At 36.7% G+C, this 24,763-nt stretch carries 22 protein-coding genes, 1 tRNA gene, 1 other RNA gene and 2 pseudogenes; 7 read left to right on the forward strand and 19 right to left on the reverse strand.

All coding sequences use genetic code 11. The features are described from left to right. Window positions 1-92: 92 nt before the first annotated feature. The 5 genes from ACRRVD_RS00795 to ACRRVD_RS00815 form a co-directional block, all read right to left on the reverse strand. Complete coding sequence (locus ACRRVD_RS00795; RefSeq protein WP_432461287.1) at window positions 93-230, reverse strand: hypothetical protein; 138 nt, start codon at window positions 228-230, stop codon at window positions 93-95. A gap of 18 nt (window positions 231-248) precedes the next feature. Continuing rightward, the gene (locus tag ACRRVD_RS00800) at window positions 249-1,202 is read right to left on the reverse strand and encodes an FKBP-type peptidyl-prolyl cis-trans isomerase (protein ID WP_432461288.1); all 954 of its coding nucleotides are present in this window, start codon (window positions 1,200-1,202) and stop codon (window positions 249-251) included. A 16-nt stretch (window positions 1,203-1,218) separates the two neighbouring features. Beyond that, complete coding sequence (locus ACRRVD_RS00805) at window positions 1,219-2,217, reverse strand: DHH family phosphoesterase (RefSeq protein WP_432461289.1); 999 nt, start codon at window positions 2,215-2,217, stop codon at window positions 1,219-1,221. Between the two features lie 187 nt (window positions 2,218-2,404). Next, window positions 2,405-4,186: a SurA N-terminal domain-containing protein gene (locus tag ACRRVD_RS00810; RefSeq protein ID WP_432461290.1), complete on the reverse strand. Its 1,782-nt coding sequence runs from the start codon at window positions 4,184-4,186 to the stop codon at window positions 2,405-2,407. A gap of 126 nt (window positions 4,187-4,312) precedes the next feature. Beyond that, window positions 4,313-4,786, reverse strand: a complete 474-nt coding sequence (locus ACRRVD_RS00815) for a YcxB family protein (RefSeq protein ID WP_432461291.1) — start codon at window positions 4,784-4,786, stop codon at window positions 4,313-4,315. A gap of 152 nt (window positions 4,787-4,938) precedes the next feature. Here ACRRVD_RS00815 and ACRRVD_RS00820 point away from each other — a divergent pair, with 152 nt between their 5' ends. Together ACRRVD_RS00820 and ACRRVD_RS00825 are read left to right on the forward strand one after the other, a co-directional pair. Continuing rightward, on the forward strand, window positions 4,939-6,342 hold the full coding sequence (locus ACRRVD_RS00820) for a sodium:proton antiporter (RefSeq protein ID WP_432461292.1): 1,404 nt from the start codon (window positions 4,939-4,941) through the stop codon (window positions 6,340-6,342). Window positions 6,343-6,385: 43 nt separating this feature from the next. After that, on the forward strand, window positions 6,386-7,135 hold the full coding sequence (locus ACRRVD_RS00825; protein WP_432461293.1) for a cell division protein FtsQ/DivIB: 750 nt from the start codon (window positions 6,386-6,388) through the stop codon (window positions 7,133-7,135). 62 nt (window positions 7,136-7,197) lie between these two features. On the opposite strand, the gene ACRRVD_RS00830 is transcribed toward ACRRVD_RS00825, so the two are convergent. Beyond that, entirely contained in the window at window positions 7,198-7,515 is a 318-nt protein-coding gene (locus ACRRVD_RS00830; RefSeq protein WP_432461294.1) for a DUF167 domain-containing protein, read from the reverse strand. A 250-nt stretch (window positions 7,516-7,765) separates the two neighbouring features. On the opposite strand from ACRRVD_RS00830, the gene ACRRVD_RS00835 reads away from it, so the two are divergent. After that, window positions 7,766-8,506: a Bax inhibitor-1/YccA family protein gene (locus ACRRVD_RS00835; protein ID WP_432461295.1), complete on the forward strand. Its 741-nt coding sequence runs from the start codon at window positions 7,766-7,768 to the stop codon at window positions 8,504-8,506. A gap of 370 nt (window positions 8,507-8,876) precedes the next feature. Then, the gene (dnaA, locus tag ACRRVD_RS00840; protein ID WP_432461296.1) at window positions 8,877-10,268 is read left to right on the forward strand and encodes a chromosomal replication initiator protein DnaA; all 1,392 of its coding nucleotides are present in this window, start codon (window positions 8,877-8,879) and stop codon (window positions 10,266-10,268) included. A gap of 25 nt (window positions 10,269-10,293) precedes the next feature. Here the strand turns inward: dnaA and ACRRVD_RS00845 are convergent, their stop codons facing one another. Beyond that, complete coding sequence (locus ACRRVD_RS00845; protein ID WP_432461297.1) at window positions 10,294-10,956, reverse strand: uracil-DNA glycosylase; 663 nt, start codon at window positions 10,954-10,956, stop codon at window positions 10,294-10,296. Window positions 10,957-11,123: 167 nt separating this feature from the next. Here ACRRVD_RS00845 and rpsF point away from each other — a divergent pair, with 167 nt between their 5' ends. The 3 genes from rpsF to rplI are packed head-to-tail and all read left to right on the forward strand — an operon-like array spanning window position 11,124 to window position 12,181. After that, a complete protein-coding gene (rpsF, locus tag ACRRVD_RS00850) occupies window positions 11,124-11,474 on the forward strand; it encodes a 30S ribosomal protein S6 (RefSeq protein ID WP_432461298.1) in 351 nt (116 codons plus the stop codon). Between the two features lie 4 nt (window positions 11,475-11,478). Continuing rightward, window positions 11,479-11,730, forward strand: coding sequence for a 30S ribosomal protein S18 (gene rpsR / locus ACRRVD_RS00855; RefSeq protein ID WP_014934802.1), 252 nt, complete (start codon window positions 11,479-11,481; stop codon window positions 11,728-11,730). A 7-nt stretch (window positions 11,731-11,737) separates the two neighbouring features. Then, on the forward strand, window positions 11,738-12,181 hold the full coding sequence (gene rplI, locus ACRRVD_RS00860) for a 50S ribosomal protein L9 (RefSeq protein ID WP_432461299.1): 444 nt from the start codon (window positions 11,738-11,740) through the stop codon (window positions 12,179-12,181). A 173-nt stretch (window positions 12,182-12,354) separates the two neighbouring features. Here rplI and tsaD read toward each other — a convergent pair whose 3' ends face one another. The 12 genes and pseudogenes from tsaD to rho form a co-directional block, all read right to left on the reverse strand. Beyond that, a complete protein-coding gene (gene tsaD / locus ACRRVD_RS00865; protein WP_432461300.1) occupies window positions 12,355-13,356 on the reverse strand; it encodes a tRNA (adenosine(37)-N6)-threonylcarbamoyltransferase complex transferase subunit TsaD in 1,002 nt (333 codons plus the stop codon). Window positions 13,357-13,702: 346 nt separating this feature from the next. Beyond that, a complete protein-coding gene (locus ACRRVD_RS00870; RefSeq protein ID WP_432461301.1) occupies window positions 13,703-14,902 on the reverse strand; it encodes an ABC transporter permease in 1,200 nt (399 codons plus the stop codon). Between the two features lie 44 nt (window positions 14,903-14,946). Beyond that, the gene (proS, locus tag ACRRVD_RS00875; RefSeq protein ID WP_432461302.1) at window positions 14,947-16,419 is read right to left on the reverse strand and encodes a proline--tRNA ligase; all 1,473 of its coding nucleotides are present in this window, start codon (window positions 16,417-16,419) and stop codon (window positions 14,947-14,949) included. 77 nt (window positions 16,420-16,496) lie between these two features. Beyond that, window positions 16,497-16,890: RNase P RNA component class A (gene rnpB, locus ACRRVD_RS00880), an RNA gene on the reverse strand. Between the two features lie 10 nt (window positions 16,891-16,900). Then, window positions 16,901-18,001, reverse strand: coding sequence for a signal peptidase I (lepB, locus tag ACRRVD_RS00885; protein WP_432461303.1), 1,101 nt, complete (start codon window positions 17,999-18,001; stop codon window positions 16,901-16,903). 72 nt (window positions 18,002-18,073) lie between these two features. Next, window positions 18,074-19,411: a trigger factor gene (locus tag ACRRVD_RS00890; protein ID WP_432461304.1), complete on the reverse strand. Its 1,338-nt coding sequence runs from the start codon at window positions 19,409-19,411 to the stop codon at window positions 18,074-18,076. A 69-nt stretch (window positions 19,412-19,480) separates the two neighbouring features. Further along, window positions 19,481-19,562, reverse strand: a tRNA-Leu gene (locus tag ACRRVD_RS00895). Between the two features lie 82 nt (window positions 19,563-19,644). Further along, a pseudogene (locus tag ACRRVD_RS00900) lies at window positions 19,645-19,722 on the reverse strand (transposase); the annotation flags it as partial. Window positions 19,723-19,831: 109 nt separating this feature from the next. Continuing rightward, window positions 19,832-20,000, reverse strand: a pseudogene (locus ACRRVD_RS00905) (IS5-like element ISCca3 family transposase); the annotation flags it as partial. Window positions 20,001-20,215: 215 nt separating this feature from the next. Continuing rightward, window positions 20,216-21,838, reverse strand: coding sequence for an ArnT family glycosyltransferase (locus ACRRVD_RS00910; RefSeq protein ID WP_432461305.1), 1,623 nt, complete (start codon window positions 21,836-21,838; stop codon window positions 20,216-20,218). Beyond that, window positions 21,810-22,517: a phosphatase PAP2 family protein gene (locus ACRRVD_RS00915; RefSeq protein WP_432461306.1), complete on the reverse strand. Its 708-nt coding sequence runs from the start codon at window positions 22,515-22,517 to the stop codon at window positions 21,810-21,812. The genes ACRRVD_RS00910 and ACRRVD_RS00915 overlap by 29 nt, the downstream gene beginning before the upstream one ends. 159 nt (window positions 22,518-22,676) lie before the next feature. Continuing rightward, window positions 22,677-24,215 carry a transcription termination factor Rho gene (gene rho, locus ACRRVD_RS00920; RefSeq protein WP_432461307.1) on the reverse strand — a complete coding sequence of 513 codons (1,539 nt, stop codon included), beginning with the start codon at window positions 24,213-24,215 and terminating at the stop codon, window positions 22,677-22,679. Window positions 24,216-24,763 lie beyond the last annotated feature (548 nt).

Below are 24,763 nucleotides of genomic sequence, written 5' to 3' on the forward strand. Positions count from 1 at the left end.
CTCCGATGATGCGGCAGCTTTTTGGCGGCAGTTGCTGGCTGTCAAGAATCCGAAAGTTATAACAAATAAAGCTAGATATTGCATACAGTACACTAAATAGCAGATGGATTGGTAGACCAAAAGATAGTCCAATAACATGCAGACGCAAGCAGGTAATAAGCCAGATGATCTACCAGCCGATTTGTCCATGGAAGGTAACACAAAGGTACGCCTACTATGTAGATCTGCATAAGTTACCAGCGATGAATCTAGCAACAATCTACCACTTCTACTTCAAATAGTAGAATTGCATTTTTAGGGATACCCCCTTTTACACCGTCACGGCCATAGGCTAAAGTAGATGGTATAAACAAACGTGCTTTTTCATGCTTTTTCAGGAATAAGAAAGCTTCTTCCCATCCTTGAATAACACGACCTTCACCTACTTGAAATTCAAAGGGTTTATAATCCCTTCTTGGATTATAAAGGTTATTGGCCTTGGCAACCTCTTCTACACTAGTATCAAAAATAGTACCATCTAATAGTCTACCAGTATAATGGACTTTAATGGTTTGACCTTTTACTACAGGGCTATCTTGAGAAGGTTGATCAATTGTATAAAAAAGACCAGAATCGGTTGAAAAAGCTTGAATATGATGGGTAGTTAAATAATCTATAATAAGCTGCTTGTCTTTGGCTAATTGCGCACTACGAGATTCCGCTAGCATTTGGCTATACGCTTGATCGGTCATAATTTTATCTAATTTAATATCAATTAATAATGTATCCTGTTGGTTTAAGTTATGATGCTTTAAAAGTTGCGCCAATCGGACTGGATCTTCTTGTTGTAAATAGTATTGAGGGGTGCATTTAAAAACCACCCGCTGCTTTTCTTGCATCATACCTATCATCTCAGCTATTCTCTTATTTTTTGACTGAAAATTATTGTCAAATGGAAATATATATTCTTGTTGATTCATCCATATGCTTTCCTTATGACTGCCCTGGTTTGCTTCCTTTCTATGGATGACTTTCATAGTAATAAAGGCTTGAATCCACTGGCCATCTTGTACTTTTTTTCCACTACTTTTCTTGCCTATGGTTTTATAAGAAAGACCAGATGGCATAATTACAAAGGGATAGCCATAGCAATGGTATTGATGATTGTAACAGACTAGCCCCAAGGATAGTACCAATGCGGTATATACTATTTTGCGTTTCATATGACTGTATCAATAATTAAAGGCAAAACTCTTGCAATATTTTTTCAAACCGATCTACTGTTTCAACCAAACTCAAATGAGAAACCCCTCCTGCAGCATTTTTATGTCCTCCACCACTAAAATATTTTTTAGCAATTAGATTGGCTGGCAAATTACCAACAGAACGCAGGGAAAGATATACGGTGTCATCCTTTTCCTTTAAAACAGCAGCCAAAGATATGTCTTTTAGGGAAAGAGCATAATCCACCAACCCTTCCGTATCACCACTCTTTAATTCGTATCTTTTATAATCCTCCTTTTGAATAACAAAATAAGCTACATGTAACGGAGATAGGACAACCAAACGTTGACTAACTGCAAAACTAAAAAAATGCAACCTATTCAGAGACTTGTTGTCATAAATAAGCCGTTGGACGTTAAAAGTGTCTACACCATATTCTATCAAATCTGCTGCAATACGATGGGTAATAGCCCTAGTATTTGGATTTTTAAAGGAGTTGGTATCGGTCACCAGACCAGCATACAAACAAGTGGCAATAGCAGGGGTTATCTTTTCTTTCTGTTCCAATGCTTCAAAAATTTGAAACAGTACCTCTGCACTGGCCGCTGCTTGGGAATCCCACAATAAAAGATCTGCAAAATTTTCTGGTTCTATATGGTGGTCAATAATAATCTTAAATACATTAGATTGCTTCAATAGATAGGCCCATTCATCCAAGCGACTAATGGCAGAAAAATCTACACAAAATAGTAGATCTATATCTTGCATTTGGGCCAACAAGGCGTCCTGTGTATAATGGGCTGCTACTATTACCGTATCTACAGCGGGAAGCCAAGATAGAAAAGTAGGATATTCTGTTGGCGCAATTACATGAACAGAATGGCCTTGTTCTCTTAGAAATAAAGCCAAAGCCAAGGAGGTACCTAGTGCATCTGCATCAGGCCTAGCATGCATTAGTACGGTAACTTGCCTAGGACTAGCCAACTGTTCTTTTAAAATAGATATATCGTACATATAATAAGCAATCTAAGAAAAATTTGTGGTATAGAAAAACCAATTTGATTGTAAAAATAATTATTGAAACCGTAATAGATAGAGCACTAGACACTGCTTCCTTTATTATATCAAAACATAGATAAAAGATTAATCTACCGCTACCTTAGACAGCATAGAGGTGGTTCAATAATGTATAATAATTAGATTACTCTATTCTATATCTTTCATCCTTAACTTGTGCCAATTCTTCCATAGTCTTAAGAAAGTAATAAGGCTGCATCCACTGCTCTATCTGCTGCATTTTTTGATTATGCTTTTCTTGGGTAACTGCTTCCTTATCCCTATGCTTTACACAGGCAATAAAGATCCCTGTCTCATCTACAATCGGATCACTGATCACATTTAACCCTAAGCCAAAGCATTTTCCTACAAAAGCTTGGGCCTGCTTAAGATGAGGGATATTATCGTCCAAAAAGCGCAATCGATCTACCGATTGTACGGCTATACCCTCGCCATATGCTTCTGCTATACCTTGTAAGGTACGCCCATCCACTTGCTTTAGTTTATTCAAAATCAATTTGGATTTTTCTTGATGCAACACTTTTTGATAGACTTTGTCGTGGACCGAGTTTAAAGGAAGCAAATCCCCTACCTTGACCTGCTCTACCATCACGCCCAATAGATAAGCATCTCCCAAATCAAAAAGGGGGGAAACCTTTCCTACAGCCCCTCTATTGTACAACCAATAAATCACTTTTCGAGCAGCTGCATGCATACCAATCGTGTAATCTGATGGCACTACCGTCTCTTTCTGAATGCTTAAGTAGCCATCAGTAGCTAATTTTTCCAAATCACCTAAACTTTTGACTTGATCAGCAAGATGGGCTACCTGCTTAAAATGGGCATTACGGGTATGGTCACTGATTATTGGCTTTTTCTCAATGACTGCTATTTCATAATGCCCTTTCTCTTGTTTTACCAATTTATACAAGGTATGGAAAGAATTATTGACAACGGGCCCCACTACCATGCCCTCTTTTAGGGTATGCCTTATGGTGGTAAAGGCATCCGGCAATCCATCAGCTGTACAGCTCAAACTAGTATCTATAAGATGGCCATCTGTTTGCTGTTTAGCAAAGATATAAGGATCCGTCGTAGTGGAAAATTGCACTACAAGTGAACTAAGTTCTTTCTGAAAATAAGAAATATCTTTTTCATTTGGCTGAATAGGAAAAGTAATATACTGGATGGTTCTGCTTTCTGATGAAGCAGTATAATCGTTTTTATGGGCAGCCATATAGTCCCGCAATTGCTGATTGGTAATTGGAATCAAATCATCTTGGACCAAAGTAAAAGGAATGTGCAGATAATCTACATCACAAAATAGGCCAGCACGCTGTGCAGCTTGCGCTTCTTCTAATCCAGTAACAAAACAACTGTGTACCATAAGCTGGTGTAACTTATGTTTGGCTCTTTCCAGCGTGATTTTTTTTTCATGGGCAGACCACCATTCTTGTCCACTTTTAGATTTAGATAATGTGTTAAGAAAGGTCAATAATTTTTGTTTATCGAATGCAGCTGTTTGAGGATCTTTAAAATATGCTATAAGCGATGGATGAATATGCTCTCCCTGTACCAAATCGACTAGTTCAGAGTCACCTACCAGAATCCCAACTTGGTTTATTTCCTTTGTATAGAGTATATCTTGAACCAATTGATGCCATGCATCATTCTTTAAACGCATTTGCGCTTCTTGCGTTGGCTGCTTACCTGTACTGACCACATTATGACAAATTTCTTCATAAACCTTACGGTAATCCATATAGCTTATTTTTTTACCCAATAGCGTACCAATTTGATCCTTACCACTGAAAAAATGGGGCACAATACGGCCGAGTTCACTACCCAAAAACAGAACCAACAAAAAGAGGACAACTATAACGATAAAACGATTGCCCGTCTTTCTAATCTTTTTAAGAATTACCATCTATACAAACGATTTAATTTAAATTCTTTTCTGCACAAAATATAGCTAAGGATCATGCAAATTTACTTCCTAATAAAATAGGATCAAAATAGATCATTATAGAACGTTTCATTATTCATCGGTAAGTTACCTTAATAGCCCCTTGCGTTGCAATACAGTGGTCAAAAATTTGACCTCATTATCCCCATGAAAAATTTTAAATGGAAGATAAAAAAACTGAACCTTAGATAATACCAATAGAAAATATCCTTTTTTTTTATAGGCCTTTGTAATGTCCATCCATGCTATAGGCATTGCTTGTTTTGAATTGATCTGCATCATTAGATGTTGGCTATTGATTTCATAAGCTATACGTTCAAACATAGCACGATTGCCATCTAGATGGGTAAGTCCATAAAATTGAATCACCCAAAAAATTAAATATCCAATAAAAAATAGCAGCCCAACCAACACAAACCAGATCGTCTTTATAAAAAAGGTACTACTCATAAAAAGAACAAGCAGCGGAAAAATCCACCACTGCATACGTAAAATATTTTGTATTCCTAATTTTATATAAAGGTTACTAGGTATTTTATATTTTTTTGTCTTTATAATCATAATTTTCAAATAAAACTACTACCCAACAGGTTGCATAGCCTATGTAGCCAAACGATTTAAAATATGTGGTGAATATAATGATTTTAACTATAACTTAAGTATATTGCCTGAGCTTAGTTGCTACAATAGAGTAACCATAAAAATAAAAATATATGTTTGCTACATTATCATTATCAGACCATAGTATTTCCAGCACTACTTTAGCGATCCACCAAAGTAGTGCTGCAGGGAGTAATCCAACAACGCCTCCATTTTGGTTGGCTATACCTTTTATCGTTTTATTATTGATGATTGCTACAGGACCGGTTTTTTTTGCCAATTTTTGGCACAAACACTACCCAAAGATAGCGATGTTGTTGGCTACCTTTGTTATGGGTTACTACTGTATAGTGTTAGAAAACAAAATTAAACCTATAGAAGCAGCTGCGGAATATATACAATTTATGGCACTTATTACTGCTTTATATGTTGCAACTGGCGGTATTGCCATTCAAGTAAATGCCCGTGCTACCCCACTGGCCAATATAGGTTTACTCTTTATGGGCGCTTTATTGGCCAATTTAATCGGTACAACAGGCGCTTCTATGCTTTTTATACGTCCTTATCTAGGATTAAATAAAACACGCATTAAGGCCTATCATATTATCTTTTTTATCTTTATAATTAGTAATATAGGGGGCGCATTAACGCCTATTGGGGATCCTCCTTTATTTCTAGGTTTTTTAAAAGGGGTACCTTTTAAATGGACTGTAATACATCATAGTTTACCTTGGTTAGTAGCTATTTTGATGCTATTGTCTATCTTTTACTTTTTTGATAGAAACAATAAAGTGGCACTGGATTGTAGCGTATATCCTGCGACTTTATCTATTACAGGCAGTAAAAATCTAATTTGGTTGACCATGGCTATTGGTGCGGTTTTTTTAGACCCAACTATTTTTGGTTGGTTGCCTACTATTGACTACCATGGCCACTCTATTTCATTTGTACGTGAGTTGATGATGCTGACCATAGCGGCACTTGCATACCATACTGCAAATAGACAAATATTGCAATCGAATGGATTTACTTTCACCCCTTTAAATGAGGTCTGCTTAATTTTTATAGGTATTTTTGGTACCATGATTCCAGCGCTTGAATTAATTGGAAAGTTTGCTGCATCTGAAATGGGCAAGTCGTTGATTACACCCAATACTTTATATTGGGGAACAGGGCTTTTTTCTTCCGTATTGGATAACGCGCCTACTTACTTAAATTTTGTAGCGGCTAGCATGGCCGCACAAGGTGCTAATATTGAACTTATAGCTAATGTACAAGCATATGCGGCAGGTGGCATCTACCCCAATTCAGTGATTGGACTTAAAGCAATTTCTTTGGCTTCCGTTTTTTTTGGCGCGATGACGTATATTGGAAACGGCCCCAATTTTATGGTTAAATCTATTGCTGAACAAGCAGGTATATCTATGCCTGCCTTTGGCCACTATATTTTTCGATTTTCTATGCCTATTTTGCTGCCTGTACTTTTTATAATTTGGCTAATTTTCTTGGCAGCGTAAAGGGATACGGATCAATCTAAGGGCATAGCTGTACATTATCTAAATGAATCAAATAGTAAACAGGGTAGTTGCTTTGTTTCTAACGATTAGCTTATGCTTATCCCTATTATTTGTGAAAGAAAAGCATACTAGTTTGGTATGCAAGGATATAGCAATCTCCATCAAGGCTTATCCAGGCCAATCTCTTATAACAGTTCAAGAGATCCTTGATCTTTTGCAAACAACACATTCTATCTCTTTACAAAAGACACGCCTAAAAAAGATCGACACTTACGCCATACAAGATCAATTGAAGAGACATCCGCTTATAAAAAATGTATTGGTCTATAAAACTTGGAACGGCGTTTTAACAATCTCCTTAGAAACCAAATATTTTATTGCGCGTACCATTAACCTAATAGAACCAAGTGGTACAGACGCCTATATAGACGAAAAGGGTGCCTTGATCGCCCCAAAAGGGCTACCGCGTCTTCGACTGCTTGTTATAACTGGTAAAAACATAACTACAGAAAAAAGAAAACGCGCTCATAAGGGATTACTGGCACTATTACACTACATGCATAGGGATCCTTTTTGGCGAAGACAGATAACAAGCTTACAGGTAGAAGATAATGGTAAAATCATACTCGGCACTCAAATAGGTGGACATCAAATAGAATTTGGGAAAGCAGAAAACATAGAGGAAAAGTTTCAAAAACTGCGGCTTTTCTATAGCCAGATTATGCCTTATAAAGGATGGAACGCATACCATCGTGTAAATTTAGAATTTAAAAATCAACTAGTTTGTCAATAATTTAAGGCTTTTCACATTTTTTTTGATGAGATGGCCACAAGACACAACAAGAACGAATGCAACTAAAACAACTTACCGCATGGAGAAGGTAATGGTGGTAGCTTCTCAGCCAATAACGCAGACCATGGTGCAATCCTAAATATTTTACGGCGTGCAGTAGCGCCACGTACTAAGGTAATATGGCTTTTGGCGATACCAAAAATTTGTGCCAATAGTGCAATAATGGCTTTATTGGCTTTACCCCCTTCAGGAGGAGCCATAACCCGAAGGTATAATATATATTTTTCGCCTTCACCTACCCAACCTTCAATTTTATCCTGATGACTTTTAGGCCTTGCATAGATATGTAAAAAATATAAAGATGGATGTGACAAAGTCATTTGGGTTTCTGTTTATTAATGATGAATAGTTATAAGACCATTCTTTATGCGTTTTTGAATTAAAATAACCACTATTAATCTAAAAATACATGCATCATTGTAATTTAAATTTGCTGTATGCATTGGATTAGCATTATCTAAGGAGACGTTGCGCTTAACCTAGACCACGAAAGGCAGCATTGGATCGTATGCTATTATTTTCTAAATTTACACTAGTGGTTTAGTGGCTAACTATAAAATTTTAAGCAAAATGAATAATTATATAAACGATTATACAAGCAACAGGCGTGCCATAGATAATGGATTACAGCGCTATATGGTTAAAGTATATGCGCATATGGCTTTTGGGCTGTTGATTACGGCGCTTGCAGCAGCTGCAACCTTTACTTTCTCACCTTTAACCCGCTTATTTTTTGAACTTGACCAGTGGGGAAATATTATAGGTCATACTTTTTGTGGCTATGGGGTCGTGGCTGCGCCATTTTTGATTGCAATGTATCTATCGGGCAACTTTTCCAGGGCAACATTCGCCCACTCACGTTTCCTTTTAGCGTTGTATGCAGCACTTACTGGCATTTCATTGTCCTGGATAGCCTTTTATTACACCATTGATTCTTTACATAAAGTTTTTCTCGTAACGGCTTGTACCTTTGGTGTGATGAGTCTCTATGGCTACACCACCAAACGTGACTTAACTGCTTTGCGCTCTTTTTGTATGATGGCGCTTTGGGGACTTATTATAAGTGGAATAGTAAATTTCTTTTTTGACAGTGATGCAGTTGACTTTGTAAGAAGTTTTATAGGGGTAGTAGTTTTTATTGGTTTTGTCGCATACGACACGCAAAAATTAAAAAGCCTATACTATGAGGTACAAGACACAATCTTAGCAGAGAAAGTCGTACTAATGGGTGCATTTAACCTCTATCTTAATTTTTTAAATCTTTTTTTATACCTGTTGCGTTTTTTAGGAAAAGGAAAAAGAAGAAATTAACATATCCAAAGGAGCTATCCGGGTAAGGTACATTATGCCAATGTACCGCCTCAAATGCTAACATTCAGCCTTATAAACTAAATTTTTCTATAAATTGGTATGGCATATTGGATATGCATAACGACTGTCTACTCAAGCGTCCTTCTAAGTCCATTTTTATAAGCTAATCGCTGCTTTTTTTGAAGTAAAGACAATGTAAATTAATCAGATATCTAACTGGTATACTTTATTTTAAAGACCAGTTCGACTAACTATAAGCCAAAATATTCTTCAACTACAAGATGCACTACAAGACTGCTGCCCATTTATGGTTTTCAAAGCAATGGGACTATAATATAGCAACAGTTTTTTTAAATAGCTGAAGTCATTCATGCATATGGATAGCAAGATTATTTGGGATAAATGCCTTCTATATATTCAAGGTCAAATCAGTGCACAAACCTATAAAACTTGGTTTAGTCCTATTATAGCCAAAGATTTCAAAGATGGTATCTTGACCATTCAAGTCCCTAGTCAATTTTTCTATGAATGGCTAGAAGAACACCATTTACCATTGCTGAAGCAAGCAGTACGGCAAGAAATAGGCCCCCATGGCAAACTAGCCTATGCAGTTGTGATAGACAAAGGGAATAAAAAACAGAAGCCGTTGATGGTCCACTTGCCTACCTATCCAGGACCCACACCAAAAGGTGCCATTCCACAACTACCTACTATTTCAGAAAATGAAATTTTTCGATTAAATCCCAATTATATTTTTAATAACCTCATAGAAGGAAGTTGTAATCAGCTAGCTAAATCTGCTGCACAAGCAGTCGCAAAGCAACCAGGAGAAACGGCTTTTAATCCACTGACGCTTTACGGAGGTATAGGATTAGGGAAAACGCATATTTCTCAAGCAATTGGAAATGAAGTTAAAACATTTTTTCCAGATAAAAAAGTAGCCTATGTTTCCTCGGAAAAATTTACTACGCAGTTTATAGAAGCGTTGCGTAACAACTACGTTCAAGCTTTTACAGGACAATATCTAACAGTAGATTTACTTATTTTAGATGATATACAGTTTTTAGCTGGTAAAGAAAAAACACAAGAAATCTTTTTTCATATTTTTAATCATCTACATCAACTAAAAAAACAAATTATCATTACAAGTGACTGCGCACCGCGTGATTTAAAGGGATTACAAGAACGACTGCTTTCCCGATTCAAATGGGGCTTAACGGCAGATTTACAGTGTCCTGATTTTGAAACCCGCGTGGCCATTATACATAGTAAGGTGGCAGCCGATGGCATTACGCTTTCTTCAGATTTAATCAATTACATTGCCAAGCATGTGGATACCAATGTACGAGAATTAGAAGGCGTACTTATTTCACTTATTGCACATGCTTCATTGACCAAACGCGATATCAACTTAGCCTTAGCACAACAGATTTTAAAGGATATTGTAGCACAACAGCGCACTGCCGAAACGACTATTGAAGCCATACAACAGAAAATAGTAACCCACTATGCCATTTCTTTGGATGCACTCAAGGGTAAATCTCGTAAAAAAGAGCTTGTAATGGCTCGACAAACTGCCATGCATCTTATCAAAAAATATACGACACACTCTTTAAAAACTATAGGCGCCTACTTTGGTGGAAGGGATCATACAACGGTGATACATGCTATAGCGGTCATAGATAAACTATTGGATAAAGACCCGCAATATGCCGAATTATATGCATCTCTTGAAAATAACATCAAAGCAACATTAAAATAAAAAAGTATCTATGAAGGCCAGTGTATTACCAAACAATAGGCGTTTGGCCTGTGGCCAATAGATAGGCATTTGTCTTACTAAAATGTCTATTTTGGAAAAATCCTCTATGGGCAGATAATGGAGAAGGGTGTGCCGATCTTAGTACTAGATGTTGCTGCCCATCAATAAAGTGTCCCTTTTGTTGGGCATAACTTCCCCATAGTATGAAAACTACATGTTGCTTGCGATCCGAAATAGCTTTTATCACTGCATCGGTAAAAAGCTCCCAGCCTTTTTTTTGATGAGAGCCTGCCTTATGTGCTTCCACGGTTAAAATTGCATTCAATAATAATACGCCTTGTTTGGCCCAATCATCCAACGAGCCAGATGTTCGCTTTGGCGTGCCCATATCTGCTTGCAGTTCTACAAAAATATTCTGTAATGAGGGAGGAAAAGAAATGGCTGAAGGAACGGAAAAAGACAACCCATCTGCTTGCCCTGGACCATGATAAGGATCTTGTCCTAAAAGCACGACCTTGGTATGGGTAAAAGGTGAGAGCGCAAAAGCCCTAAATAGGTTTTTAGCTGCTGGATAGATGATACCATTTTGGTAAGCCTCCCTGACGTAATCGGTTAACTTTTTAAAATAGGGTTTTTGAAACTCTGTAGCAAGTTCATTTTTCCAGGATGATTCTATTCGTATATTCATACTTGCAAGTCTTAAGTGAAAAAGATAAGCTTGTAACAACTTTAACATGCATAGCGTAGGCTACAAAATACAATTTATTCTAAAAATAAACTTGATTTTATCAATTTCTTTTTAGAAATTTGTTTGTGTTTTCCACTATTTCAGGGTTGGGAATTATTTAATATAACATGAGACATTACGAAACAGTATTTATACTATCACCAGTACTTTCTAGCGATGAAATAAAAGCATCTATAGCTAAATATAGATCTTTTTTAATGAAGCGTAATGCAACGATAGCACATGAAGAAGAGATAGGTTTAAAACCATTGGCTTACCAGATCAAGCATAAAAAAAATGGGGTATATCATTTGATAGAATTTATAAGTGAACCTGGCTTGATTAAGGAGTTAGAAGTTACTTATGCACGAGATGAGACCGTATTGCGTTTTTTAACATTTGCTTTAGACAAGCATGCATTAGCGCATAACATGGAAAGAAGATCAAATGAAAAAAGAGAATCTAAGAAAGAACTATAGCCCTATGACTCTAGTAAACGAATCAATACAAAAAAAAACAATTACTAAGAAATTTTGTCGCTTCAAGCGGTACGGTATTAAGTATGTAGATTATAAATGCGTTGAGTTTTTGATGAAATTTCTCAATGAGCAAGGAAAAATATTACCTAGACGCATTAGTGGGAATAGTTTAAAATATCAAAAAAAAGTAGCACGTGCAGTAAAGCGTGCCAGGCAACTTGCTTTGCTTCCTTATGTAGCGGACAATTTAAAGTAAACCAAAAATGGAAGTAATATTAAAAAGTGCATATAAAACATTAGGAAACAAAGGCGATATTGTTTCGGTTAAAGCTGGTTATGCTAGAAACTATCTTATTCCTGAAGGGGTTGCTGTTGTAGCAAATGCTACAAATAAAAAAATTGCATTTGAAAATGCAAAGCAAGCAGCACAGAAAGGGCTAAAGCTAAAAGCTGATGCGGAGGCACTTTTACCACTGCTCACATCGGTTAAGGTAGTAATAGCTGCAAAGGTAGGCGAAGGTGGTAAAATATTTGGCTCTATTACCCCTTTGCAAATTGCTAAGGCACTTAAAGCAAAAAGTATTGCTGTAGATCATACTAAGATAAATATTGAACACCCTATTAAACAAATAGGAAATTATCAAGCCGTTTTAACTTTGCACGAAACATTTTCTTACACATTAACTTTTGACGTAGTTCCTGCTTAGGGACTATTCTGATCCTGGGGGCTTCTTAATAGCGTGTGAAAGGGAAATTGTTGCTAAAAACTCTTTTGCAGTATCATTTTTTTGTTTTTTGTTTTTTTTGATAAAAGCTATAGAAGCCCCTTCCCCATTGATTCTTAAATATTATACCCATAATATTCTTCCTTCTAGTAATATTATATTGGATATCTTGGTAAAGATTTTGTCTTTAAACTGGCAAAGTCTTTAAACTGATGCTTATAGCAGGCTGTAATAGCTACCATGGCTGCATTATCTGTACAATAGGGCATAGCGGGTATAAAAACTGTCCAATGATGTTGTATAGCCAACTGCTTGAGCTGCTGACGCAAATGGCTATTCGCAGCGACACCTCCTGCCAATGCAATGGTGGAAATACCGCTTTTTTGAACAACTTGGGTCAATTTAACCAATAACATACGCACCAATACCGCTTGAATACTGGCACAGATATCAGCCCGATTGGTTAATACAAATTCAGAGGTTTTGCTTCGAATAAAAAGTGCAAAAGCTGTTTTTATACCGCTAAATGAAAAATCAAAATTGGGCATATGCGTAGATGGAAAGGCAAAAGCGTTCGGGTCACCTTCTTGGGCATAGTGATCTATTAAAGCGCCACCTGGGTAAGGTAATCCCATTAAATGGGCTATTTTATCAAAGGCTTCTCCTACAGCATCATCTTGGGTTGTGCCTAAGATCTCCATAGCACAATAATCTTTTACCAATATAATCTGGGTATGCCCTCCACTAACAACCAAACACAAAAAAGGGAAAGTAGGCTTAGGATCATCGATAAAATTAGCCAATACATGGGCTTGAATATGGTGGACAGCTATTAAAGGAATGCCAAGAGAAAAAGCCAATGCTTTGGCAAAACAACTTCCAACCAAAAGAGGGCCTAGTAATCCTGGACCTTGTGTAAATCCAATGGCATCTAATGCAGATTTTTCAAAGTTGGCTTGTTCAAGTGCAGCATTTACAACAGGAATAATATTGGTTTCATGTGCGCGCGCAGCAAGTTCTGGAACAACACCACCATATTTTTGATGGATCAATTGACTCATGACCACATTACTGACTATTTTTCCATCATGGCTTACAGAAGCAGCTGTTTCATCACAAGAAGATTCAATACCTAAAATGGTTAATTGTTTTTGCATAGGCTGTTCTTTTAACTCAAACTTTGGATACCATACCACGATTGGCCAAGTAATCAAATGTAACAATCTTTTTTTAGCGCCAATGATTTGCCGTTATAATCCGGTAGACGGATCACCCTCTGCTTGATATCTACCATAGATTTCAAATCTTTATACGATGTAACGAAAAACAGTATTTGATTTATACAAATCACACGCTTACTGCTGATAAAAAGTTTGAAAATATAGCAAAAAATTGGGCGTAATACCAAACATCATATCTACTTTTTAATTAAAGCTATTAAAGTATATTCTTTTATAGGAAGGCGAAAAAATCTTCGATCTAGCAAAAAGTAGGTAAATGGCTTTACCCTTCCTGTAGTGTTTCTATAATATTTTTTTGTCTTAACCATTTAATTGAAAAATATAACGCAACAGAAAGAGTCACCCATATAAATAGATTAGGAAATACAATAGCTTTCCAATGGCTATAAATGGGCACGTAAGACATATAGTAGAGGGCAGGTTCAAGTGTAATACATTTATAGTGTGCTTGTAAAAAACACAACCCTAAACCTAAAAGGTTTCCATATAGCATGCCTATACATAGGGTACGTAGGCTATTATAGAGCAAGATGGCATATATCTGCCCATCACCCCCCCCCAAAACTTTTAATATGCCTACCATATAACTACGCTCGATAAGTTGAACCATAAGGGTCGCCAGCATAGTGCAGCCTGCTACCAATAATACAAAGAGCATAAAAATAGTGGTATTCTTTTGAATAATAGCCAGCCAATCATAAAAATTAACGTACTTACGTTGGGTAGATATAAGACGTAAATCGTAATCTATAAGCCCTAAAATCGTATCCCGTAATGCTTTGGTTGGCTTTACATGGTCTTTTAAAAAAATAGTATATCCGTTTACAGTTTCTGGAGAGCAGTTATTTAACCGCTGAATAAGACGCATATCACAAAAAGCTAGATTTTCATCTATGTCACTTAAATAGGTGCAATAGATGCCCACAATTTTTAATTTTCGGTAACGTACTGTAGCATGCAGCGTATGGACCAGTACGGAATCGCCTAACGCAATGGATAGTCTTTGCGCAAGATGATGGCTAATACAGCATTCATTTTGATAGGTAGCTTTGGTTAAATCGGGCAGCCTACCTGCGATGAGATAGCCTTCCAATGCCGTATGAGCTACCATAGGATCGACTCCCTTGCAGCATATACCCTCTACCCCTTCCTTTGTATGGATCAGCATAAGCGTTTGGGTAAATGCGGTTACTTTTTCAATGGCACTCGGTAAATTAGCCATTAAGCGGCTCACTTGCGCAACTTGGACAGATGTATAAGGCGCTACCAGACCACTACATTGGGTAATTTCAAAGTCTCCTGCAAAAGTAGTTATTTTTTGGGTAATTGCTTTTTGAAATCCAAGGAGTACCATTGAAGCGATCAATATAGCTGCTGTACCTATGGCAATGCTTAAGGTAACGATTTTAGCTATAGTAGTAAAAAAATCAGCACTGTTGCGTTTTCTGACTCGGTTTGCCATAAAGACAATCCAGGAAATCGTTTGAAAGGGCAACATGGATAGGCTTAATAAGCCTGCGCAAAAACCACCCGTCTCTTAGAAGGTTTTCCAGAATAGATACAACAACCCAGCTCTTCTTCCGCATCCAATGGTATACAACGAATGGTAGCTTTTGTTTCAGCTTTAATTTTTTCTTCTGTTTCAGTAGTGCCATCCCAATGTGCCAACAAAAAGCCTCCTTTGGAAGCCATAAGCTTTTTAAAGGTTGCATAATCATCCACTAATAAGGTATGCTGTTGGTGTAGCCTAAGCGCCCGTTGGTAGATATGGGTCTGAATCGTTTCCAACCAATCGGTAACTTGTTGGAAACAATGGTCGATAGGAATGGTTATTTTTTCTTTTGTATCCCTACGGGCCAATTCAACTGTTTTATTTTGCAAATCATTAGGCCCTATTGCCATACGAATGGGCACACCCTTTTCTTCATATGCAGCAAATTTATAACCTGGCTTGCGGAGGTCACTATCATCTAACTTTACCCGAATACTTTGGGCAATCAATGTAGCTTGCAAACTAGCCAATTGGGCCACTATTGCAGCACGTTGGACTTTTGTTTTGTAAATAGGTATCATTACGACCTGTATGGGAGCAATTTTAGGTGGCAATACCAAGCCATCATCATCCGAATGGATCATAATCAGTGCGCCCATCAAACGGGTTGTTATACCCCAAGAAGTACCCCACACATAGTCGCGTAGACCCGCTTGATTGGTAAAAGTTACGTCAAAAGCTTTGGCAAATCGTTGTCCTAGGTAATGGGCCGTACCGGCTTGTAAGGCTTTGCCATCCTGAAGCAGGGCCTCAATGGTATAGGTGGTTTCTGCACCAGCAAAACGCTCATATACGGTTTTAATACCTTTTATCAAAGGTATTGCCATATAGTCTCTAATAATGCGTTCATACAAATGCAACATTTGCAAAGCTTCTGCTTGGGCTTCTTCTTGCGTAGCATGCGCGGTATGACCTTCTTGCCATAAAAACTCTGTAGTACGTAAAAAGAGTCTGGTGCGCATTTCCCAACGGACTACATTAGACCACTGATTGAGTAAAATAGGAAGATCTCTATAGGATTGAATCCAATTTTTATAGGTACCCCATATAATCGTTTCTGACGTAGGACGCACAATAAGTTCTTCTTCTAACTTAGCAGTAGGATCAACCTCTACACTACAACCGTCTTCAGCCACTTTTAAACGATAATGGGTTACAACGGCACATTCTTTGGCAAAACCTTCTATATGTGCCGCTTCTTTGCTCAAATAAGACTTTGGAATAAGTAAAGGAAAGTAGCCATTGACATGGCCCGTTGCTTTAAAAGCGGCATCAAAAACACTTTGTAATATTTCCCAAATGGCATAACCGTAGGGCTTAATAATCATACAGCCTCGTACAGAAGCATTTTCTGCCAGTCCTGCACGGACGACTAATTCATTATACCAACCGGAAAAATTGGATGCTCTCGTCGGTAAAGGGGGCATAGGTAATAGATTAGAAAAATATGTAATATATGGCTAGTAAATAGGACATACACTTACTTAAGTTGTGCGCATGGATAAAGAAAAACAAGCCTATAAGCCGGGTTCTGTAATGCCCTAGGGGACACCGCTTGTCATTTATCTGGAGCCATAATCACTTATGGCTTCTAGCAGCCTACCCGCATGCCTTAGAAACGAACGAGCAGCCCGTTACGCTATAGCGTGGACATGTTTATTTGGCCTTGCAATCCCTAAGGTTTACCCTGCCTCTACTGTCACCAATAGAGCGGTGAGCCCTTACCTCACCTTTTCACCCTTACTCGCTCTATTAACGCTAGCGGTCTATTTTCTGTGGCACTTTCTGTCACATAGCTTTGCTTCCATATGCCTTCCTGTTAGGAAGTAGGGTGCTCTGTATTGCCCGGACTTTCCTCTTTGGTATTTAATTACCAAAGCGACAAGCCAGCTTGTTTTCCTAGGACTACTAATTTACAAAGTGGAATAACCTATTCCAACGGATGCCACTAAAAAAAGAGTGGCTTCTATTTGAAGACAACAAGACCATAACCGCTTTACCCAGAATATAGTCTTCTGGAATAAAACCAATGAATCTAGAGTCATAAGATTGATCTCGATTGTCTCCCATCGCAAAATAATAATTTTTACAGAAAGTATAAGAGGCTACTTGCTGGCCATCTATCCAACATTCAGTTTGGGTAAATCGAATGTTTTTTTTCCCTTCAAATTTTTCGATGATAGCACGATACAATAGAATATTTTGTGGATTGATTGGAATAATCATTCCCTTTTTAGGCACCTGAAGGGGACCAAAATTATCTTTGGTCCACCCCAAAGTAGGATGACAAGGATAAGCACTAGAGGAAAGGTTGTCCACTTCATCTGGAACTACTGACTGTATATAGGCAGGTAGCATGGTATTCAGCTGATGTACTTTTGCTGGGGTCGTATAAATGATATAGCCTTCACAACCGGGCAGAGTAGATGGTACAGGGTTTTTAATACCATTTTTTTCAAAAAAAGCAGCTGTTAAGTGGCGCTTGGTTTTCATAAAATAACGATACTGCGCTCTATCTGCTGAATCCGCTAATGCAGCATTTACATAAAGTTCCTTGTGTCTTATGTGCAACAAATCACCAGGAAGTCCGATGCAACGCTTGATCCAATAGTCTGTTAAATCTGGCGGAGCATGGCCTATTGGCGTATTAAAAACAATAATATCATTGCGTTTTATTTTACTCAATCCAGGCAATCGATATTGTGGCAATTGAAGCCAGTCAAGATACGAAGGAATTTTTGTAAACGGAATGGTTTGATGGGTAATAGGGATCTGCAAAGGAGTAGCAGGTGTACGGGCTCCATAGTGGAGCTTACTAACCAAAACAAAATCGCCCGTTAAAAGTGTGGGCTCCATAGAAGCGGAAGGTATAACATAAAGGCCAATAACCATCCACCGGATAAAGGCAGCTGCCATAGCAGCAAAAAACATAGAACTGATCCAATCCCGAATAGCAGCTAGAGCGGAACTAAGCGCTCCCTGTTTTTTAGATAAAAAAGACCTCTTCATACGTGCGCTTCGTTATAAAATACCTACAATAGGAGACCGTTGCAATAGGGTAGTAAATTTTAGGATAACCAACTACCTTCTTGCATCAAAGGTTCCAGCTGAAACTGTTTCAGTTACTAAACTTATTTGTTCTTTTATAAAATTTATTGCCCTATCCCTACTTAACTGATTATGCAATTTGGAATAATACTTATTTCCTTCACTACCCTGTAGAAAAGAAAGTGCACCTGTATGAATAGCGGCATCATTTTCTTCTAGCTGCAAACCATTATGACCAGCATAATCAATATAGGCACGCTTGGTTTCATCGACTACATCTGAAGTAGTAACTGCTAAGTTATTTTGACGGACTATATTACTCAATAGAATCTCCCATTTTAAACTTTCTTTATGTGCATCATAGTAGTCTTCTACTGCCTCTAATGTTGCCTCTGGATTATTTACCATAAGCCATCGTTTAAGAAAGGCTTCTGGTAGATCAACTGTATTATGTTTAAAAAGGGCTTCTTGTAAATCTTGATAAAATGCATGACGTGCTTCTGCACGCTTGTCAAATAAAATAATTTTGGCAATAGCCTCTCGGAATTCACTTTCGGAATGGGCTACTCCTTTTCCTAACACAAGATCGAAAAGGGTAGGTTCAATAGCCATCGGTACGACTCGAACAATTTTATCAATGGTAAAAGTAGCAGGCCAAGCAGATTCATACTTTTTAAAAGCAACAAAGGCACTAAAACTGACCCCTAAAAGGGCAGGAAAATGGTCTTTGAAACTCTCTTCTGTGAGCATTACTTTTTGACCAACACGACGGCCTATCAATTCTTGCCTTAAATGTTCAGGAATGTGCATGATAGAAATACGAATGTCTAGACCAACTGCACCAGTACTATCTACCAATGTACCATACAACATAGTATCCATTGCACTTTCTTCAAGATGTGAAACTTGACCATGCACAATTTGCAGCCCTTGCAAAAATTCATCTACTAACTTAGATTCAACATGATCTATTTCAAATTCAGTAATGGAAATATTTGGTTCAAATGCAATAGGCCGTTCTTCAATTAAGCCAACTTCATAAGAGAAGGTAAAAGTATCTTGATTTTTAAGATCTATCTCTTGTAAGGGGGTAACCAAAATTGGATCCATAAAAATAGGAATATGCTCTTGTAAAATATAATTTTTTAAAGAGGCCACAGCTATTTTATGTAGTTCTTCAGCAAGAATAGAAGAACCATGCATCTTTTTAATAAGATCTTCAGGAACAGATCCCAATCTAAACCCCTTTAAACGAACATTTTGGGCATAATGCTTGAGCTGCTTTGCAACAGCTGACTTATAGTCAAATTCATGTAACGTAATCGAGATAACCCCATCGTTGGGATTAATCTTATTAAACTGAATATCCAAGGTAAAACAGATTTAAAAGATAAGATAAAAACAGATTTTTGTTATATATTAAAACATACAGCGCAATAGTACGGATGGAGGGACTCGAACCCCCACACTTTTCAGTACTAGATCCTAAGTCTAGCGCGTCTACCAATTCCGCCACATCCGCAGGAATAAAAAAACACCAAAGATTTCCCTCACAAAGGTAAAAAAAACAGGGTTCCCAAGCAAATAGGGAATACTATGTCACTGGAATGTTCTATCTGACTAATATTTTTAAGCTGATCGATAATGGTTTCAATGATGGATCTCTTTCGAAGCATTAGTTTGAGACTGTTGCAATAGATAGCTATATTTTATTATTTATTGATATTTAAGTTTATTTTTTTTATTTTAGATATAGCATTGCCCTAAAAACTCTTTAAAATGATATTAGTCAGGTTTACCTGATAAACGTAAACCTTTTAGGATAATAAATACGAAGGGCTTTTTCTACTAATGACCAGTTAATCAGGTTATTTATTTGTTCAAAGAAAGTATGGCTACATTTGCGCCGGCTAGCTGAAATAGCTGATAAACTTAACTGACCGCTTACTTTGATTCCCATACAAATACTTTAAAATCATTAGTTAAAAAAATTAAACAATAAATACAAGTTAACCTTTTAATAAAGTTTAACCGGACTCTTTTTGACTAAAACCTAAAAAATTTATTGCAACGGTATCAATGTAATGCTTTTTTAAAACAAACGCGACACAACCTACAAACATACTACGCTAATTTAATGTTTTTTTAGACGCGAGAAAAGCATTAAGCATAAATCTATGCTTTAGGCAATCGCTTATAAAATGCGAAACATCCAGAACTTTTTATATAAGTAATATCTAGATAATTTTTTAAAATGGCACTATCTTTTTTATATAAAATAAAAAAACAAGGCTTATCAATAGGACCCTCTAATAGCCAATTTGTATCGGCTATCCGCAAGCTTTTGGGTAAGTCAGCATAGAAAAGAGGGGCTGCTGATTTAAAACCAATGGTAGCAAGATATAAACTTTTTCCTTTACAGGCTTTACAAAAATCAACCATTGGTTTTTGCGTATAAGCTTCTACTTTAGGTGCTATACGGATCAAAAATAATGCCAATATACAAATATTTATTAACGCAATGTTACTTATAAAGGGAATATAACGGGATTGCAAAAGAAAATAGTAGGCAGTCCCTATACCTATGGTATAGACAATACCTGGCATGCTATCCCAGTAGTTCCATATAACCGATACGTGTAGTGCGTCTTTTATAGTTTGATTTTGCACAAAAGTGATCCATAAGGTTTTATGTAACATTATACATGGTATAAGCGCTAAAGCGCTCCCTATGATTACTCCGATGACTAGAAATAAAAAAGCCATATCTGAACGGATATATTGTCTATTGTAGATCTGTTGATGCAAAAAACAAGTTGCAAAAAATGTTATGGGAAAATAGGCCATAGCACTATAATGGACAATTTTTGTACCAACTAAAGTAAAAATAAGCAACACAACGGCTAATAAAGCTTGCATATTGGCTGCAAAATAACTGTCTTGAATCAATCGTTTTTGTTTTAAAATAAATATCGCAAATAGAGCACTTGGAAAACATCCAAAAAAAAGTACTAGATAATGATAGTACCAAGGTTGGTCATGGGTATGAACCGGTTGATGATAAAGCAATAGATGGTAATCCCAAAATTTTTTAATAAAAGTGCATCCATTAGAGCAAATCTCTGGAATAAGCCAACAGGATAGAACCATTGTAGCAATTAATAGTGCTACAACCAATGATTTGAAGGGAACCATACTTCTCTTAAACCAAGTGTAAGATAATCCTAGCGTGGCCAATGGTATGATCAGCGCGATAGGTCCTTTGGTCAATAGTCCGAAACCTATAGATAAACCCGAACCACCATACAACCATGGATTAGATGGCATGATCCTATGAGATAAAAAATAGATAGCCAATAGCAAAAAGTAATTAAAAAAAGGATCTATAATAGCTGATTTAAAATAAAAATGAGGCAAAAAAGCAGTTGCGTACAAGCACATCCATAAAAAGCCAAACCATTGATCTTTGTATTGCTTACCTATGTAGTATACAGTTGCAAGGGTTAATAGTCCACAGACCAAATTAGGGAAACGGGCTCCTAGCTCATTAATGCCCCATAAATGCATAGAAACTGCTTGTAACCAAAAGAAAAAAGGTGGTTTTTCATAAAGTGGCTCAAAATTAAAAGTTACTTGACCATAATGCCCCGTACGTATCATTTCCCTGGTAATCTCGGCAAAATAAAGTTCATCTAAATCAAATAGATGGACCTCCCTTATGCCGAGTGCAAAAATGCATCCAAAGCCAACTAGAAAATAAAAAACGATACTATTTTTTAATTGGAAAGCTTTTCCCATGGGGGTACAACAAAAAATAGATAGAACGGTCCAACCAACTTGGCCCATTATAATCCATAACACAGATATATGCTATTACAGCAGCAATCGTACCAATCCAAGCACCTACATAAACATCTATATAAAAATGTTGACAAAGATAAATTCTTGAATAGACAACCATTAGGGCTATTCCTAACAAAATTAGACTATAAATTTTTTTTTTGCTGCTAGACAATAGCTGTAGTACAGATATCAAGGCAAAGATAGTAGCAGCATGACCTGAAGGAAAACTAAAATCTGTTGGTAGCGATACCCCATCTACTAAGTGTAGTGATGCATCTAGAGGAAGCAAAGCGATAGGCCTTAATTGATCTCTAAAAAAAACACGTTTTAATAATTGTACCACCATAGTCATCATGACAAAACTTCCCCCTATAACGATAGTCTTTCTACAAGTTGTATGTAATAAGGTTACTATACATAGCAAAGATAGATAGGTAATTCCATCACCCAACCAAGTAAAATAAGGCGCTATACAATCTACTATAGGATGATGCCACTGTTTAAGCAAACTAAAAAAAGCAACTTTATCCCATACAAAAAGTGGAAAAACACCGATAACCAATAAGGTAGTAATCAGGTAAAAAAATAAGGTGTTTTCATACCAAATTATTTTAATGGTCTTTATCTTTTTCATGCTATTTTTTGAAACAGTAGCAATAAAATTAGGTAAAAACCTAAATAAAAAATAAGTAGTAAAAGTAACAAAATAGTATACTACTGATGATACCAACCTAACGCTTATCTTTGATTTTAATAGTTTTTTACAGCTTGTTGTCTGGCATATTACATCTAACTAATTACTCATAGAAACCAAAAACTCTTCATTATTACGTGTACCCCTCATCTTCTTAAGTAAGAAATCCATAGCTTCTGTAGAACTCATATCTGCCATAATGTTGCGCAATATCCAAATTCGTGCCAATTCCTCTTTACCTATTAACAACTCTTCATGTCTTGTTCCAGAAGCAGGTACATCAATAGCTGGATAGATACGTTTATTGGCTAACTTTCGATCTAGTTGTAATTCCATATTACCCGTACCCTTGAACTCTTCAAAAATTACTTCATCCATTTTAGATCCTGTATCAATAAGTGCTGTAGCCAAAATGGTCAACGAGCCGCCATGCTCTACATTACGAGCTGCACCAAAAAATCGCTGCGGTTTATGCAGTGCATTGGCATCAATACCACCAGAAAGTACTTTACCAGAAGAGGGACTAACGGTATTATGTGCCCGAGCCAATCGGGTAATAGAATCCAAGAGAATAACTACATCACGACCACATTCTACCATCCTCTTTGCCTTTTCTAAAACAATATTAGAAACTTTTACATGCCGTTCAGCTTGTTCATCAAAAGTCGAAGCGACCACTTCTGCTTGCACATTTCTTGCCATATCTGTGACTTCTTCAGGACGTTCCCCAATTAAAAGAACAATTAAATAAACTTCTGGATGATTGGATGCAATTGCATTGGCGATCTCTTTTAATAGTACTGTCTTACCTGTTTTAGGCTGGGCTACAATCATACCACGTTGCCCCTTACCAATAGGTGAGAATAAATCCATAATGCGGGTTGAATATTGGCTACCCCCGTTGGAAATATGTAACTTATTATGTGGGAAAAGTGGAGTAAGGTGTTCAAAGGGAATACGATTGCGTCCCTCTTCCGTGGTCACTCCATTCATATATATTACCTTTAAAAGTGCAAAATATTTTTCTCCTTCTTTCGGTGGACGTATTTTTCCACGAATGGTATCACCTGTTTTTAGGTTAAACAACTTGATTTGAGAGGGAGATACATAGACGTCATCTGGACTAGCTAAATAATGATAGTCAGATGAACGCAAAAACCCATAGCCATCTTGCATAATCTCTAATACACCTTCTCCTTCAATCGTAGTATCTAAATTGTGCTGCACAACTGTCTCTTTTTTACCTTTTTCAGATGAAAAGATAGCCTCCTTTGGTTCTTTTATAGTAGAAACAGCAGCATATTCGATAGCTACTGATTTGGCTGGCTCAGTAGCAGTCATTTCAGTATTTTTATCTTCTACATTAGTATCAATTTGTATTTCTACTGCCTTAGATTTTGTATAACTTTTCTTGGACGACAAAGGTGGGGATACCTCTTTTGGTTGCAGGGATGCAGTAGCCATTGACGTGTTCTTTTTTTGAGTAATTTCCCTTACAGGTAGTAGTGCTTGCTGGTCCAATATTTTATAAATAAGTTCTTCCTTCGAAAGCGTTTTATAGCTTTTAATTTTAAATTTTTCTGCTAATTCGCGTAACTCAGAAATAAGTTTTTGATTGAGTTCTCCGATATTGTACATGATTGAGTTAGGTGTAAATTAAATAAATCCTATTAAAATAATAGGCATCATCTTAACTATTTTAACAAATGTGTTTAAAATAGTAGTAGCTTATATTACTGTAGTAGCCATGTAAGCCAAGTGTGTGAACATGAATGCAGCAAATATCATTTGCCCGTTGATTATTCATTCATAAAAATATGTTTACATAAAATGCTTCAATAGCACTAAGTAAAATCATTTTAATAATTTATGGCTTTAAACACGTGAAAATTAGCTATTTTTAATTAATAAACAGAAGTAGTGTCTATAATTAAAATAAGATATTACCTGCTTATTTGGTCTGATTTTGCTTTTTAAGTCTAGTAAGAATGGTCAAAAATAAAGACATTTTTGTACCTGTATAGAATATATAATAATAGATATAATGCGGAAACTTATACTAAAAAACCAAGCCAAAGGAATGAATATTAACCTAGGACTCTGAATGCAACCCTGCGACAAAGCAATATGAGCAATAATACAACTATAATTTAAAAAAATCAAACAAAGTATTTCTTTTGGAAAAA

The sequence above is a fragment of the Candidatus Cardinium hertigii genome (assembly GCF_050864915.1).
GTDB lineage: Bacteria > Bacteroidota > Bacteroidia > Cytophagales > Amoebophilaceae > Cardinium > Cardinium hertigii_D.

Excerpts from the sequence above, each read along its gene's own strand:
- ACRRVD_RS00795 (WP_432461287.1), bottom strand. The coding sequence starts at position 230 with ATGCAGATCTACATAGTAGGCGTACCTTTGTGTTACCTTCCATGGACA.
- ACRRVD_RS00800 (WP_432461288.1), bottom strand. The coding sequence starts at position 1,202 with ATGAAACGCAAAATAGTATATACCGCATTGGTACTATCCTTGGGGCTA.
- ACRRVD_RS00805 (WP_432461289.1), bottom strand. The coding sequence starts at position 2,217 with ATGTACGATATATCTATTTTAAAAGAACAGTTGGCTAGTCCTAGGCAA.
- ACRRVD_RS00810 (WP_432461290.1), bottom strand. The coding sequence starts at position 4,186 with ATGGTAATTCTTAAAAAGATTAGAAAGACGGGCAATCGTTTTATCGTT.
- ACRRVD_RS00815 (WP_432461291.1), bottom strand. The coding sequence starts at position 4,786 with ATGATTATAAAGACAAAAAAATATAAAATACCTAGTAACCTTTATATA.
- ACRRVD_RS00820 (WP_432461292.1), top strand. The coding sequence starts at position 4,939 with ATGTTTGCTACATTATCATTATCAGACCATAGTATTTCCAGCACTACT.
- ACRRVD_RS00825 (WP_432461293.1), top strand. The coding sequence starts at position 6,386 with ATGAATCAAATAGTAAACAGGGTAGTTGCTTTGTTTCTAACGATTAGC.
- ACRRVD_RS00830 (WP_432461294.1), bottom strand. The coding sequence starts at position 7,515 with ATGACTTTGTCACATCCATCTTTATATTTTTTACATATCTATGCAAGG.
- ACRRVD_RS00835 (WP_432461295.1), top strand. The coding sequence starts at position 7,766 with ATGAATAATTATATAAACGATTATACAAGCAACAGGCGTGCCATAGAT.
- dnaA (WP_432461296.1), top strand. The coding sequence starts at position 8,877 with ATGCATATGGATAGCAAGATTATTTGGGATAAATGCCTTCTATATATT.
- ACRRVD_RS00845 (WP_432461297.1), bottom strand. The coding sequence starts at position 10,956 with ATGAATATACGAATAGAATCATCCTGGAAAAATGAACTTGCTACAGAG.
- rpsF (WP_432461298.1), top strand. The coding sequence starts at position 11,124 with ATGAGACATTACGAAACAGTATTTATACTATCACCAGTACTTTCTAGC.
- rpsR (WP_014934802.1), top strand. The coding sequence starts at position 11,479 with ATGACTCTAGTAAACGAATCAATACAAAAAAAAACAATTACTAAGAAA.
- rplI (WP_432461299.1), top strand. The coding sequence starts at position 11,738 with ATGGAAGTAATATTAAAAAGTGCATATAAAACATTAGGAAACAAAGGC.
- tsaD (WP_432461300.1), bottom strand. The coding sequence starts at position 13,356 with ATGCAAAAACAATTAACCATTTTAGGTATTGAATCTTCTTGTGATGAA.
- ACRRVD_RS00870 (WP_432461301.1), bottom strand. The coding sequence starts at position 14,902 with ATGGCAAACCGAGTCAGAAAACGCAACAGTGCTGATTTTTTTACTACT.
- proS (WP_432461302.1), bottom strand. The coding sequence starts at position 16,419 with ATGCCCCCTTTACCGACGAGAGCATCCAATTTTTCCGGTTGGTATAAT.
- lepB (WP_432461303.1), bottom strand. The coding sequence starts at position 18,001 with ATGAAGAGGTCTTTTTTATCTAAAAAACAGGGAGCGCTTAGTTCCGCT.
- ACRRVD_RS00910 (WP_432461305.1), bottom strand. The coding sequence starts at position 21,838 with ATGGGAAAAGCTTTCCAATTAAAAAATAGTATCGTTTTTTATTTTCTA.
- ACRRVD_RS00915 (WP_432461306.1), bottom strand. The coding sequence starts at position 22,517 with ATGAAAAAGATAAAGACCATTAAAATAATTTGGTATGAAAACACCTTA.
- rho (WP_432461307.1), bottom strand. The coding sequence starts at position 24,215 with ATGTACAATATCGGAGAACTCAATCAAAAACTTATTTCTGAGTTACGC.